Origin of the sequence: Streptomyces sp. NPDC001796 (assembly GCF_042892355.1) — a bacterium.
Classification (GTDB): domain Bacteria; phylum Actinomycetota; class Actinomycetes; order Streptomycetales; family Streptomycetaceae; genus Streptomyces.
Map to the genome: position 1 here is coordinate 29,467 of NZ_JBIAUC010000025.1, position 13,491 is coordinate 42,957.

11 protein-coding genes are annotated in these 13,491 nt (G+C 71.9%); 5 read left to right on the forward strand and 6 right to left on the reverse strand.

Annotated features, from left to right (window positions below):
* Positions 1–20: 20 nt before the first annotated feature.
* Positions 21–1,064: a 2,3-diaminopropionate biosynthesis protein SbnA gene (gene sbnA, locus ACFYZE_RS32370; RefSeq protein ID WP_389002006.1), complete on the forward strand. Its 1,044-nt coding sequence runs from the start codon at positions 21–23 to the stop codon at positions 1,062–1,064.
* Positions 1,065–1,110: 46 nt separating this feature from the next.
* Here the strand turns inward: sbnA and ACFYZE_RS32375 are convergent, their stop codons facing one another.
* The 3 genes from ACFYZE_RS32375 to ACFYZE_RS32385 all read right to left on the reverse strand — a co-directional run bounded on the left by ACFYZE_RS32375 (position 1,111) and on the right by ACFYZE_RS32385 (position 4,568).
* Entirely contained in the window at positions 1,111–1,854 is a 744-nt protein-coding gene (locus ACFYZE_RS32375; protein WP_389002009.1) for a 4'-phosphopantetheinyl transferase, read from the reverse strand.
* Positions 1,855–2,001: 147 nt separating this feature from the next.
* Positions 2,002–2,913, reverse strand: a complete 912-nt coding sequence (locus tag ACFYZE_RS32380; protein ID WP_389002012.1) for a YegS/Rv2252/BmrU family lipid kinase — start codon at positions 2,911–2,913, stop codon at positions 2,002–2,004.
* 59 nt (positions 2,914–2,972) lie between these two features.
* Entirely contained in the window at positions 2,973–4,568 is a 1,596-nt protein-coding gene (locus ACFYZE_RS32385) for an FAD-binding oxidoreductase (protein WP_389002015.1), read from the reverse strand.
* A gap of 114 nt (positions 4,569–4,682) precedes the next feature.
* On the opposite strand from ACFYZE_RS32385, the gene ACFYZE_RS32390 reads away from it, so the two are divergent.
* The 4 genes from ACFYZE_RS32390 to ACFYZE_RS32405 all read left to right on the forward strand — a co-directional run bounded on the left by ACFYZE_RS32390 (position 4,683) and on the right by ACFYZE_RS32405 (position 8,740).
* Complete coding sequence (locus ACFYZE_RS32390; RefSeq protein WP_389002018.1) at positions 4,683–5,282, forward strand: TetR/AcrR family transcriptional regulator; 600 nt, start codon at positions 4,683–4,685, stop codon at positions 5,280–5,282.
* Positions 5,279–6,877, forward strand: a complete 1,599-nt coding sequence (locus ACFYZE_RS32395) for a glycerol-3-phosphate dehydrogenase/oxidase (protein WP_389002021.1) — start codon at positions 5,279–5,281, stop codon at positions 6,875–6,877. The genes ACFYZE_RS32390 and ACFYZE_RS32395 overlap by 4 nt, the downstream gene beginning before the upstream one ends.
* 119 nt (positions 6,878–6,996) lie before the next feature.
* Positions 6,997–7,875 carry an MBL fold metallo-hydrolase gene (locus ACFYZE_RS32400; protein WP_389002023.1) on the forward strand — a complete coding sequence of 293 codons (879 nt, stop codon included), beginning with the start codon at positions 6,997–6,999 and terminating at the stop codon, positions 7,873–7,875.
* Positions 7,876–8,014: 139 nt separating this feature from the next.
* Positions 8,015–8,740, forward strand: a complete 726-nt coding sequence (locus tag ACFYZE_RS32405) for a FadR/GntR family transcriptional regulator (RefSeq protein WP_389002026.1) — start codon at positions 8,015–8,017, stop codon at positions 8,738–8,740.
* 26 nt (positions 8,741–8,766) lie between these two features.
* Here ACFYZE_RS32405 and ACFYZE_RS32410 read toward each other — a convergent pair whose 3' ends face one another.
* The 3 genes from ACFYZE_RS32410 to ACFYZE_RS32420 all read right to left on the reverse strand — a co-directional run bounded on the left by ACFYZE_RS32410 (position 8,767) and on the right by ACFYZE_RS32420 (position 13,339).
* Positions 8,767–10,623: a GMC family oxidoreductase N-terminal domain-containing protein gene (locus ACFYZE_RS32410; RefSeq protein WP_389002029.1), complete on the reverse strand. Its 1,857-nt coding sequence runs from the start codon at positions 10,621–10,623 to the stop codon at positions 8,767–8,769.
* A complete protein-coding gene (locus ACFYZE_RS32415) occupies positions 10,620–12,008 on the reverse strand; it encodes a hypothetical protein (protein ID WP_389002032.1) in 1,389 nt (462 codons plus the stop codon). The genes ACFYZE_RS32410 and ACFYZE_RS32415 overlap by 4 nt, the downstream gene beginning before the upstream one ends.
* Positions 12,009–12,295: 287 nt before the next feature.
* Positions 12,296–13,339 carry a zinc-dependent alcohol dehydrogenase family protein gene (locus ACFYZE_RS32420; RefSeq protein ID WP_389002035.1) on the reverse strand — a complete coding sequence of 348 codons (1,044 nt, stop codon included), beginning with the start codon at positions 13,337–13,339 and terminating at the stop codon, positions 12,296–12,298.
* Positions 13,340–13,491 lie beyond the last annotated feature (152 nt).

Here is a 13,491-nt window from a genome sequence, read left to right on the forward strand (position 1 = left end):
TTCGATCCACGGAGGCCATCGTGCCAGTCATATCCGACCCGTACAGCTTCAACGAGGAGGACCTCTACGTCGACCTGCGGTCGATCTGCGGGCAGCCGCTGTTCCTGAAGTGCGAGGGGTTCAACTTCGCCGGTTCCATCAAGCTGAAGCCCGCCAGGGAGATGGTGGAGGCCGCGGAACGGGCAGGGGCCATCACACCCGACTCGGTCCTGCTCGAATCCTCGTCGGGCAACATGGGCGTGGCCATGAGCGTGATCGCGGCCAGCAAGGGCTACCGGTTCCTGTGCGTGACCGACTCGCGCTGCAACCTGTCGACCCGGTTGTTGATGGAGGCACTCGGCGCCCATGTCCACGTCGTCACCGAGCCCAGCCCGCACGGCGGTTTCCTAGGCGCCCGCCTCGACTACATCCGCAGGCAGTGCGCTCTGAGCGGGAGGTACGTGTGGCTGAGCCAGTACACCAACGCGAACAACTGGAAGGCGCACTATCACCGGACGGCCCCGGCCATCGCACGCTCCTTCCCCGGCCTTGACGTGCTGTTCGTCGGAGCGGGCACCACCGGAACGCTCATGGGCTGTGCCCGCTGGTTCCGGCGCTGGCACCGCCCCGTGCGGATCGTCGCAGTCGACACCGTCGGCTCGGTGACCTTCGGGGGAGCGCCGGGGCGCCGGATGCTTCCCGGCCTGGGGATGAGCATGCAACCGCCGCTGCTGAACACGTCGTACGTGGATGAGGCGATAGAAGTCGAAGAGGCCGACACCATCCGGGCCTGTCACCGCCTGGCCAGGCACGGTTTCCTCTTCGGGGGCTCCACGGGCACCGTGGTCAGCGGGGCGGTCGACTGGCTGGCCAGATGTGACACGCCGGACCTCACCGCGGTGGCCATCGCCCCGGACCTGGGTGAGCGCTATCTCGACACCGTCTACCAGGCCAACTGGATCCGGGATCTCTACGGCGACGCCGTCCTGGGCGACGATGCCGTGACGAGCGATGCGCAGCTGCGTGCCGATCTCCCAGAAACCAGGCCGGCAACGCCGGCTCGGTCGCCGGGCAAACGGCCGTAGGCGCCGGACGCGGAGCTCTCGGCACCTGACAGGACCGACGTTTCCCCTAGACGGTCAGGGCGGTGTCGTTCCGGCTGTCACCGGTCTCCCAGGCACGAGGCGAGCGGCCTGGCCCGCACGCCACGGTGACGGCCGTCAGCACAAGGCCGGCGCCCACGACGAAACACCCGTCGAAACCAGCCGGCGCCCTCTCGTCGACGACGCGCTCGAGCAGATGCCCCTGAAAGCTCCCGTCGGAAGGGTGCACGGTGACGAACACATCGGTGAAGTCGAGCCACGCACGAGTCAGCGAGAACCACGCCTTGTAGACGCTCTCCTTGGCGCTGAAGAGGACCCGGTCCCAGCAGACGGGCCCCGAGGGCAGATCCTCCAGAGCCGCCCGTTCCGCCGGGTCGGTGATCGCTTCCAGAACACCGGTCGGCAACCCCTCGTGCGGCTCGCCGTCGATGCCCACCGCCGCCAGGTCCTGCTCCAGCGCCACCGCCGCCGCGCAGTAACCAGGGCAGTGCGTGATGCTGCCGACGATTCCGCGCGGCCACACCGGTTCGCGATGCGCCCCGACCAGGATCGCCGATTCCGGCAGCTCCAGTGCGCGCATGGCGCGCCGGGCGCAGGTCCTGCCGGCGGCGAACTCCCACATCCTGGCTTGCGGGACCCGCCCCAGAGCCCTGACCTCCTCGGGCAGGGCCCGTACGTCGTCGTCCCGCCCCACGATCTGCGCGGCACGGGCGACAGCCGGCAGCAGCCCGCCCATCGACACCACGGGCTGGGGTACGGAAGGGACGGACATGGCACACCCACCCCTCACACGCGCACCGGCCCGGCCGGACGCCGGGACGTGCCGGGACACGGCAACCTCTGCTTCTCCACAGCACGACCCCATTGTTTTCCCATTTGCCCCATTGTCCAGCGGCCGGGGCGGTTTCGGAGCCGGGAGTCAGCGGGCCGCCTGCGAGCCGGGTCCGGATCCCTGGCACAGCACGGCGAGTGCTCCGGGCAGCACCCGGGCCGTGACGGGAAGGACGGCGTCGACCTCGCCGTCGGCGCCGCACGGCACTTCCCGGTCGGCCTCGATGCGAACCTCTCTTCCCTGCGCGATCCGCACTTCGGGCCGGTGGATGTGCGCCCCGGACTTGAGCTCGTTCATCAGGGTGAAGAAGAGCCGGCGCGGTGCTTCGCGGATCATGACCACTTCGAGTAGTCCGTCGTCGATGCGGGCTCCGGGGGCGATGATGCGGCCGGAGCCGTAGTAGGGCGAGTTGGCGGCGACGACGGTGTAGCCGCGGTGCGAGAGTTGCTCGCCGTCGACGGTGACCCGGTAGGCGGCCGGGCGCCACGTGGCCACGGCTCTCAGTCCGCCCGCGTAGTAGGAGGCGGCGCCCTTCAGGACCGTGGAGCGGTTGGCGTGACGGTTGGCGAGGGCGTCCACCCCCGCGTACACGCTGCCGAGGACGACACCGCGGCCATGGGCGGACTCCACTTCGACGGTGTCCACCGACCGGGGAGCGCCGTGCAGCAGTACCCGGGCCAGTGCCTCCGGGTCGGTGGGCAGCCCGAGCGCGCGGGCGAAGTCATTGCCTCGGCCGGCCGGGATCAGGCCGAAGAGCGTGCCGGTGCCGCTGAGGGCCCCGCCGACACCGCCGACGATGCCGTCGCCGCCGACCGCCAGGACCACGCGGTTTCGCTGCCCGGCCTGGCGGGCGAGCTCACCGGCGTGGGCCAGGCTGCGGCTGTACTCGGTCTCCAGCTCGGCCCCGGCCTCCCTCAGCAGCCGGGCCACGTGGAGCAGCACCGCGACCCCGGTGGATCCGCCGGCGGTGGGGTTGACGATGGCGGTGAACTGTCGCATCGGTGTGCCTCCAGAGGCGCCTGACGGCTTTGGACGGGTCGGGGGTGGGCCGGAGTATGTCAGTCGGAGGGCAGGAGGACGCCGGGATTGAGCAGGCCTGTCGGGTCCAGCCGGCGTTTGACGGCCTGGAGGGCGCCGATGCCGAGCGGACCGGCCTCCCGCAGGTACCAGTCGCGGTGGTCCGTGCCCACGCCGTGGTGGTGGCTGATGGTGCCGCCGGCCGTCAGGATCGCCTCGTTGGCGGCGCGCTTCGCCCGGGCCCAGTGCGCCAGGGCATCCTCGCCCTGAGCGGAGACCACCGTGAAGTACAGGGAGGCGCCGTTCTCGTAGACGTGGGAGATGTGGCACATCACCAGCGGTGGCGTGCCGGACCGGGTGAGTGTGCCGGTGAGCGCCTCGCGGACGGCGGCGTACAGTCCGGGGAGGCGGGACCAGAAGGCGGCCGTCTCCAGCGTCTCGGCGAACGCCCCGGCGTCCAGCAGCGCGTCCCGCAGGTAGGGAGCCGAGTAGCGGCCGTGGGCCCAGCGCTCTCCCGGCTCCCCGCCCAGACAGGTGCCGCCGTTGTCGCGCAGCACGGCCGCGGCCCGTTCCCGGCGGTAGGCGGTGTCCTCCTCGGTGCCCTCGTACCCCGCGATGGCCAGACATCCGGCGTTCTGCGGAAGGCCCGAGGTGCCGATGGCGTCGGGCTGGGCGAGGCCGATCAGCGACTCCGTCTCGTCCGACAGGCGCAGCACGGTCGGCCGCGGTCCGTCCTGGGCGAGGTGCCGCAGGGCGGCTGCGCCCGCTTCGAAGGAGTCGAAGCGCCACCCTTCGTAGACGCGGCTGTGGGGGAGGGGACGGATCCGGACGGTCACCGAGGTGATGACGCCGAACGCGCCCTCGGAGCCGAGGATCAGCTGACGCAGGTCGGGCCCGGCCGCCGAGCGCGGGGCGCGGCCCACCTCGAGAGTGCCGGACGGGGTGGCCAGGGTGAGGCCGAGGACCATGTCGTCGAAGCGGCCGTACCCGGCGGAGGCCTGGCCGCTGGAGCGGGCCGCGGCGAATCCGCCGATCGTCGCCCACTCGTAGGACTGCGGGAAGTGGCCGAGCGTGAAGCCGTGCTCGGCCAGGAGTGCCTCGGCGTGCGGGGCGCGCAGACCGGGTTGGAGGGTGGCCGTGCGGGAGACCGGGTCGAGGTCGAGCAGGGCGTCCATACGGCGCAGGTCCAGCGCGACGAAGGGCCGCCGCGGCTCGGGGGCGAGTCCGCCGACGACGGAGGTACCGCCACCGAAGGGGACCAGGGCCAGGTCGTGCGTGGCGCATGCCGTCAGCACCGCGAGCACCTCGTCGTGGCTCGCCGGGAGGACCACCGCTGCCGGGAGGTCGCTCACGTCGCCGTCCCGGATGCGCAGCAGATCCGGCGTGGACTTGCCGCGGGTGTGCCGGATGCGGGACTCGGCGTCGGTGCGCAGATGCTCGTCACCGCCGACGGCGGTGAGCAGGGCCCGGTGCGCGGCCGGTTCGAGGAACGGCTCGGGTACGGCGATCTCTTCCAGGGCGATCGGCTCCGCGCCGCGCGGCTCGACCCCGAGCAGGTCGCGCAGCAGCCCGATCACCGAATCGGGCAGCGGTGTCGCCCTGGCCGGGTCACCCCAGCCGCTCCACAGCATGTCCATGGCGCTTGTCCTCACCGGTCGTCGCGACAGGGCCCGTCGCGAGTCAGTCGTCGCGGCAGTGCGGTCGCGGAGGAGCCCCGCCCTCGCACCGCCGAGGGCGTTACACTGTGACACATGACGCCTATTCGTCACAACGCCTCGGACGGCGATTCAGTGCTCGACGCGGTCCGCGACTGTGTCCTGGCCGTCGGCGTGCGGCGCACCACGCTGACCGACGTGGCCCGCCGCGCGGGCGTCTCCCGGATGACGCTGTACCGGCGCTGGCCCGATGTGCGCTCGCTGGTGGGTGACTTGATGACCCGGGAGTGGATCCAGGCGGCCACCGGCGCGATGCCGGACCCGAGGCCGGGGACGACCACGCGCACGCGGATCGTGGACGGCCTCGTCGACGGAGTGGACGCCTTCCGGAGTCATCCCCTCTTCCGCAAGATCGTCGACGTCGATCCCGAACTGCTCATTCCCTACGTACTGGACCGGCGCGGGGCGAGCCAGGAAGCCCTCCTGGAACTGCTCGCCGACGCCCTGCGCGAGGGGCACGCGGACGGGTCGGTACGCCCCGGGCACCCCGTACGGCAGGCCAGGTCCCTGCTCCTGGTCGCCCAGTCCTTCACCCTGTCGCTGCGCACCATGACCGAGGAGGACGACGCCGAACTGAGCACGGAGGCCTTCTCCGCAGAACTGCGGACCATCCTCGAGAGGACCCTCACACCATGAGCTCCAGCAGCAGTCCGGCCTCCTCGCAACGAGCGGTTGCCGGCTCGTCCCTGACCGCGGGCCGCCGCCTGCGCGAACTGGCTGAGACCGTCGGAGGCGCGCCCGTGGACGTCCTGGTGGTCGGCCTCGGCGCGACCGGCGCCGGGGCGGCCCTGGACGCCGCCGCCCGCGGACTGACGGTCGTCGCCGTCGACGCCCACGACCTGGCCTTCGGCACCTCCCGCTGGAGCTCCAAGCTCATCCACGGCGGACTGCGTTACCTCGCCTCCGGCCAGCTCGACGTCGCCCACGAGAGCGCCCTCGAACGCGGCGTCCTGATGGAGCGCACCGCTCCGCACCTCGTGCGGGCCCAGCCGTTCGTGCTGCCCCTGACCCCGTTGGTCTCACGAGGCCAGGCGGCGTTGGCCTGGGCCGGGTTCCGCGCCGGCGACACGCTGCGTCTGGCCGCACGCACGGCGCGGGCCACACTGCCTGCACCGCGCAGGCTCTCCGCTGCGGAAACCCGTCATCTGGCTCCCGCACTGCGCGGCTTGGGGCTCCGCGGCGGACTGCTGTCCTGGGACGGCCGGGTGACCGACGACGCCCGCCTGGTCACCGCGATCGCTCGTACGGCGGCTGCGCGGGGCGCACGGATCCTCACCCGGGTGCGGGCGCTGGAACTGACCGCGTCCGGTGCCCGGATACGCGACGAACTCACCGGCGAGGAAGGCGACATCCGCGCCCGTGCGCTGATCAACGCCTCCGGCGTGTGGGCGGGCGGCCTGGTGGACGGGGTCCGCATACGGCCCTCGCGCGGCACCCACCTCGTCCTGCGTGCGGACCACCTGGGCTTTCTGCCGGCCGGCCTGCACATCCCGATCCCCGGCGAGACCAACCGCTTCGTCCTGGTCCTGCCGCAGGGCGACGGCCGGGTCTACGTCGGACTCACCGACGAACCAGTGGAAGGCGACGTACCGGACGTGCCCGACGTGCCGGAGACCGACATCGGATTCCTGCTCGACGTCCTCGGCTCCGCCCTGGAAGTCCCCGTCCACCGAGAGGACGTGGTGGGCGCTTTCTCGGGACTGCGGCCCCTGCTGGACAGCACTCCGGGCGGGGACCCGGGCGCGGCGCCGAGCACCGCCGACATCTCCCGCAGACACGCCGTGCTCACCTCGCCGGAGGGAGTGGTCACCGTGGTGGGCGGCAAGCTGACCACGTATCGCCGCATGGCCGAGGACGCGGTCGACGCCGCTGTCGCCACCCACGGGCTGTCCGCCGGTGCCTCCCCGACCAGCGCCCTCCCTCTGGTCGGCGCCGCGCCGCCCCGGACGCTCGGCGCCCTCCGTGCGCCGCGACGCCTGGTCAACCGCTACGGCACCGAGGCGCCGGCCGTCCATGCGCTGACCACGGCCGACCCCCGGCTCGCCCGGCCCGTCCTGGAAGGGCACCCGGTGACTCGCGCGGAGCTGCTGTGGGCCGTACGCCACGAAGGGGCACTGGACGCGGCCGACCTCCTCGACCGTCGCACTCGCATCGGGTTGGTCCCCGACGACCGAGCCACCGCGCTGGAAGCCGCACGGGAAGTCCTCGACGAGTCCGGGGCCGGCGACTGACCGGGTGGCGTGCCCGACCCGCCCGCGAAGGGCGCGGCGGGTCAGACACGGCCGGGCTCGGTGGCGTCCCCGCGGGGGTCTACATTCGGCGTGCGAGGGCGACGCACCGGAGGGACTTCATGGACACAGACGAGCACTGGGTCGAACGCGCCGGAGGGGTTCCCCGGCCGCGTCCACTCGACGTCCGATGGATCCATGGCTCGCCGTCGGCCAAGCACAACACCGACCCGGACATCCAGGTCCACAGGTACGACGAGCACACGTTCATTCTTCGGCAGAACATGGCGATCAACTACGAAGCGCCGTTCCTCTTCCTGCTTTTCGGCCATGCTCAGGCGGTGTTGATCGACACCGGTGCCACCGCATCCGCCGAGTTCTTCCCCTTGCGCCGGACGGTCGACGAACTCGTCGCGGACTGGCTCGTGCGACACCCGCGGGACGGGTACCACCTGCTGGTCCTCCACACGCACCCGCACGGCGACCACGTCGCGGGCGACGCCCAGTTCGCCGACCGTGCCGCGACCACCGTGGTGGGAGCGGACCTGGCCACCGCCTGGGCGTACTTCGGATTCGACGAGGATCCCGACGCCGTGATCGAGGTGGACCTGGGCGGTCGTGTGCTGGAGTGCCTGGCCACCCCGGGCCATCATGAAGCCGCGGTGACGTTCTATGACCGGTGGACCGGGTTTCTGCTCACCGGTGACACGGTCTACCCGGGCCGGCTCTACGTTCAGGACTGGACCGCCTTCGCCCGGACCGTCGATCGCCTCATCGACTTCTCCGACCGCCGCCCCGTCATCCACGTGCTCGGCTGCCACATCGAGATGACCCGGCAGCCGGGCGTGGACTACCCGATCCGCACCACCTACCAGCCCGACGAGCCGCCGCTGCAGATGACCACCCGTCACCTTCATGACATTCGTGCGGCCATCACGGAGATGGGCGACCATCCCGTCCGCCGCGCCTTCCGCGACTTCGTCCTGTGCCCGAACACCTGAACAGCAGGGGCCTGTCACATCCTGTCGGCCCGCCCGATGGCGGGCGACAGGTGGGGCCTTGACCAGGCGTCGTGCCACTGTCTAGCGTGCTCGTAGTGGCTGAGCCACTGGTCCAGCATGAGCAAAGTGGAGATGGTCCGTGGCGGCAGAGAGCATTCCGCGTCAGACGGTGGTCGACCTCCTGGAGTCCAGGCTGCGCGAGGACATCTTCAACGGGACGCACCCTCCGGGGAGTCTCCTGCCGTCGGAGCGGGAACTCGCGGCCGGATACGGGGTCACCCGAACGACCCTCAAGCACGCCCTCTCTCGTCTCGAACAGGCGGGCCTGCTGAGCACGCGGCATGGCGTCGGCACGCGGGTCCGTGACTTTCTGCGGGTCGGAGGGGCCGACCTCCTGCCGATGCTGGCGTCCCAGGACAGCGGCTGGCTGGTGGAGATCTTCGAAGTGCGGCGGCACATCGGCGCACTCATCGCTCGTCGCGCGGCAACCCGGCGCACCGCGCGGCAGGCGCGCAGGCTGGCCGAGTTGCTGGAATCGGTCGACGCGGCAGTCGACGCCGACGCCGCGCAGCTCGCCGATGTGGAAGTCCACCGCGAGCTGGCTCGGTGCACCGGCAACAGGGTGTACCTGCTGCTCATCAACACGCTGTTCAACGCATACCTGCCCGTTCGGGGCGCCCTGCGGGCGCCCTTCGAGGACCCGGCCAGGGCGGCTGCCCGACTCGGCCCGCTGGTGCGGGCCGTGATCGACCGCAGGCCGCAGGACGCGGAGCGGGCAGCGGAGAAGTATCTGCGTGACACGGAGAAGGTCATGCTGGGCGTGCTCGGGAATCGGCGCTCCGGACAGTCCGCCCGTGTCTCCTGACCTGCCCGCGACCACGGCAGGCTTGGTCAGGCGGATCGGGTGGCGGCCGAGGCCAGGGCCGAGGCGGTCGCCATGATGGTCAGCTGAGGGTTCACCTCCGGGCAACTCGGCAAGGCGGATCCGTCGGCGATGAGCACACCCCGCACTCCGCGCAACCACCCATGAGGGTCCGCGGGGGCGACCTGGTCGTCCGCACCCAGGGCGATGGTTCCCGTGGGGTGGAAGGCCGAGAGGTGGAGTTGACGAGGCGTCATGTCGGAGAGTGCCGCTTCCAGTTCCCTGACGGAGCGGACTCTCGGCCTCGTGGGGAGTCCTGTGAGGACCTCGTCGGCGCCTGCCGCGAAGAGTACTTCGCCCATGGTGGCGACGGCGCGCAGCAGCGAGGAGCCGTCCCTCGGATCGAGGTCGTAGCGCAGCAGCGGGTAACGGGCGCCCAGGACCTTGCCGGCGGGCCGGTCAGCGATCATCGCTCCCAGGACGGCGAGGCGCTCCGCCCCCTCCAGCTCGGCGCGGAGGTCGCGTCCGGCGCCGGGCAGGACGAAGGAACCCATTCCCGGTGGCGGTGCGGTGGCCTCGATGAGGATGCCGTCGTGGTGCAGTTCCTCGACCGCGACGCTCTGCAACACCGCGGGGCGGTCACTGACCGCGTCAGGGAAACGGCCCGCGACACTGGTGGCCGGATGCACGGCGAGATTCCGGCCGGTCCGCGGATGTTTTCCGAGCCCTGAGCGCCTGAGCAGGAGGGGGGATTGCAGAGCGCCCGCCGCGACGACGACCATGGGGCTGAGGATTTCGAATCGAGAGCCGTCGGGACGCCTCGCGGCGATTCCCGCGCACCGCGGGCCGCCTGGGCGGTCAGGGTCGGTGAGGATGCGTTCCGCTCGGGCGGAGGTGACGATCCGGGCGCCGGCAGCGCACGCGTCGGGCAGCACCGAGAGCTGAACACTCTGTTTGGCGCCGGTCGGGCATCCCACGACACACTCGCAAGAGCCCCGGCATCCAGGCGCGTTGCGGCGCACCGGGGCGGCCCGCCAGCCCAGACGGCCGGCGCCGTCCAGGGCCAGGAGGCCGTTGCGGCCGAGCACGTCGAGCGGCTGTCGTGCCACACCGAGGACGCGTTCGACGTCGTCGAGGTGTACGGCGAATGCCGACGGGTCTGCGATGTCGAGGCCGAAGGTGTCGTGCCAGCGTGCGAGGACGCGATGAGGTGTGCGATAGCAGGTGCCGGCGTTGACGACGGTGGTGCCGCCCACAGCGCGTCCGGTGGGCAGCAGTACAGGCGGTCGGCCCCACATCACGGTCGCGCCGCCGTCGCGGTAGAGGTCGGTGAAGCGGTCCAGCGGCACGCGCCGTGCGAAGTCGGCGGTGGTGTGCCTGCGGCCCTCTTCCAGGATGACGACGCGCATCCCCGCGCGCGCCAGGGTGCGCGCGGCGATCGCGCCACCGGCCCCCGACCCCACGACGACCGCGTCTGCCGTGGACCGGTCCGGCCACTGTGGGGAAGGCACGCAGTCCAGAGGAGGGTCAACCGGTGCCGAAGACGCCGGGGGTGTGCCGGCGGCTCTGTGCAGCATGCGCTCGGTGCTCCCGGCGAGCACGGCGGGGACTTTCAGGGCGTCCAGCAGGGGCAGCAGCGCGGGCCGTGCGGTGAGGGAGGCGAGGACCGCGTCACGGTCGCCGACCGGGAGGCGGTCCAGTCGTGCCCCGGTTCTCAGCGTGGCATAGGCGTCCACGGCGGCAGCCCCGCACTTGATCCCCACCCGGGCCGGCAACGGCAGCGACGCGAGCAGGGAGTCCAGCCGGTGCGGGACGGCGGCGAGCCACTGCTCCGAACCGTCGTCGGCGAGCAACGCGGCGACCAGGCCCCGGAGACTGCGGCTCATCGCTCGCCCACTTCCGCATGGGCGGTCCCGGTCAGTGTCCACCGCGCCTCGGGACGCCAGCCGCCCCACCACCGCTCCACGACGATGCGGGCGTCGGCGCGTTCGCTGTTGCGGCACACCGGCCTGCTGTCGTCGGGGTCGGTGTACTCGAGGGCAAGCGTGCGTTCCTCGGGTTGCGTGACGGTCACGCGGATGCGACGCAAGCCGGCCCGCCCGGTGACCGACCACACCGGCAGACCGATGCGGGCGCGGAACCGCCCGAGTCCCGCCCACCCGACGGCGGAGCGCAGTCCGCGTCGCGGCCAGGTACGTCCGTCCTTGCGCAGGCGCAGGAACACCAGTGGCGGCAGCTTCCTCAGCCCGGGCCGCATCGCCACCGCGGCGACGACCTCCAGCACGTCTCCGCCACCGAGATCGGCATGCAGCCAGGCCCAGCGACGCGCGTTGCCGTGCCCATAGATCCGCGCGGTGGCCCCCGGCGCGTCGCAGAGGTCGAGTCGACCGCCGGGATGCTCCACGACACCGGTGAACCGGGATCTCGACGCGGGGAGCATCTGCGCGGCGGGAAGGAGTGGGCGCCGCCAGGCCCACCGGGGAAAGGTGTGCAGCGGCGCGCCGTGGGAGGTTTGTTCCACGTCCCAGCGGAAGCACCCGGCCGTGCCGCACAACCGTCCCGGCCGCACCGTGACCTCGGTGGTGCCGAACCCCTGCGGGGACGCCACCCAGGGCTCGGGCCCGAACCGTGCGTACTCCACGGGCCCTTCGGGAGGGAAGACGGCGACCCAGCCGTGAGCGAACGCCGTCGCCCCGTCAGTGGGCACCGTGAGCTCATGGTGCAGCCACAAACCGGTACCGGTGACGGGATCGGTGAGGGTGGTGTACCAGACCTCCGTCCGCCCCGGCGAGCCGTCCCAGCGCGGTGTGTAAGCGGTGGCGCTCTCGTCGCGGCGGGGAAAGCGCCAGCTCGCCAGGAACGGCACGAGCCGGCTCGCGAGAGGGAACCGCAACCTGCCCTGCCCGACCTGGTGCCCGTCTTCGTGGACGCTGTACGGGAGCACCGTCATCGACGCCACCGGATGGCGCAAGGAGACCGACTTCCAGCCCATCAGCAGGTACTTGCGGTCACCGACGGTGAAGCCGACACGGTAGACGATCCTGCGCCGGGCCAGCGGCGAGATCTCCATCTCACCGACGGCGTCCGGGTCGTCGACCAGACCTTCGATGCGAACCCGCCCGGACACCAGGGCGGTCGTGGTCCCGAGCGGCCTGAGGGCGGACGCCGCCCGCACGGCGAGGTCAAGCCGGACCCGCCGAGTCCCCGTGTCGCCGGCGAGTCGCACGGTGCCGCACATCATCTCGGCAAAGGCTGTGCTGCGTGATCTCATCCGGCAGGTCCCCCGTGGAGTGACGTGGCTGAGTGGCTCAGCCACTGAAGCACCGGACCACTCCGGTGTCAATGGGCTCCTGAGGGGCCGAACGGCCCGTCGCGCGCAGCCTGTTGGCGTATGGCCGGCGACGGACCCCTACCGTTTCCTGGAGCCGCCGGTACGATCGCCCGCGGCGCGCGGCACCGCGGCGCGCATCGGGTCGCGTCCTTCGGCGGACTCCGGGACGAGTCCAGCGGTGGTGAGGGGGTCCGGCAGAGCGACAAGCTCTGCCGGACGGACCGGGATCAGAAGGTGATCCGAACCTTGAGGGCCGTGCGCTCGTCCATGGCGCGGTAGCCGTCCGGAACACCGTCCAGGTCCACCGTCCGATCGAAGACGAGGCCGGGGTCGATGGCACCGGAGAGCACGTCGGGCAGCAACTCGGGGATGTACGCACGCGCGGGGGCGACGCCGCCGCGCAGCGAGACGTTCCGGTCGAACATCTGACTGATGTCGACGCCCGCGCTGCCGCCGTGCGGTACGCCGACGTAGCCGACCGCGCCGCCGTCCCTGGCGATGGAGATCGCGGTACGCATGGACTCCTCGGTCCCGACCGCCTCCAGCACGGCGTGCGCACCCTGCCCGCCGGTCAGCTCCCGCACCGCATCGATCGCCGCGTCACCGCGCTCGGCAACCACATCGGTCGCGCCGAAGGCGCGGGCGATGGCGATGCGCGCGCCGTGGCGGCCGAGCGCGACGATCCGCCCGGCGCCGAGCCGGCGGGCGGCGAGCACGCCGCACAGGCCGACCGCACCGTCACCGACGACGGCGACGGTGGCGCCCGGCCGTACCCCGGCGGCCAGGGCGGCGTGGTGGCCGGTGCTCATCACGTCGGAGAGGGCGAGCAGCGCGGGCAGCAACTTGTCCTCGCCCGCCGTGTCCTTCGGCAGCGCGACCAACGTACCGTCGGCGAACGGCACCCGGACCGCCTCGCCCTGGCCGCCGTCCGAGCCGACCTGCCCCCAGAAGCCGCCCTGCGGGCATGAGGTGTGCAGCCCCTCCCGGCAGAAGTCGCAGGTACCGTCGGACCAGACGAACGGCGCCACCACGAAGTCGCCCGGCCGGAATCCCGCCACTTCGGAGCCGACCTCCTCCACCACGCCGAGGAACTCGTGACCGATCCGCTGCCCGGGCTGCCGGGACGCCACCCCCCGGTACGCCCACAGGTCGCTGCCGCAGATGCAGGCGGTGACGACGCGCACCACCGCGTCGGCGGGGTGCCGGACGACCGGATCGGGCACCTCCTCGATCCGGATGTCGTTGGGGCCGTGAATCACAGTGGCGCGCACGAGAAGAACTCCTGACGTTGCGGGCAGGCACAGGGCTGTGCCTTTCCGCCAGCGTCGCCTCGTAACGTCCCTGTGTCCAGCCGACCACGGCCGGGGCAACGCCTTCGGCGACGCCGGCGAGCGGGTCGAGACCGCGCTCGCCGCTGGAGGCC

Excerpts from the sequence above, each read along its gene's own strand:
- ACFYZE_RS32375 (WP_389002009.1), bottom strand. The coding sequence starts at position 1,854 with ATGTCCGTCCCTTCCGTACCCCAGCCCGTGGTGTCGATGGGCGGGCTG.
- ACFYZE_RS32380 (WP_389002012.1), bottom strand. The coding sequence starts at position 2,913 with ATGCGACAGTTCACCGCCATCGTCAACCCCACCGCCGGCGGATCCACC.
- ACFYZE_RS32385 (WP_389002015.1), bottom strand. The coding sequence starts at position 4,568 with ATGGACATGCTGTGGAGCGGCTGGGGTGACCCGGCCAGGGCGACACCG.
- ACFYZE_RS32390 (WP_389002018.1), top strand. The coding sequence starts at position 4,683 with ATGACGCCTATTCGTCACAACGCCTCGGACGGCGATTCAGTGCTCGAC.
- ACFYZE_RS32395 (WP_389002021.1), top strand. The coding sequence starts at position 5,279 with ATGAGCTCCAGCAGCAGTCCGGCCTCCTCGCAACGAGCGGTTGCCGGC.
- ACFYZE_RS32400 (WP_389002023.1), top strand. The coding sequence starts at position 6,997 with ATGGACACAGACGAGCACTGGGTCGAACGCGCCGGAGGGGTTCCCCGG.
- ACFYZE_RS32410 (WP_389002029.1), bottom strand. The coding sequence starts at position 10,623 with ATGAGCCGCAGTCTCCGGGGCCTGGTCGCCGCGTTGCTCGCCGACGAC.
- ACFYZE_RS32415 (WP_389002032.1), bottom strand. The coding sequence starts at position 12,008 with ATGAGATCACGCAGCACAGCCTTTGCCGAGATGATGTGCGGCACCGTG.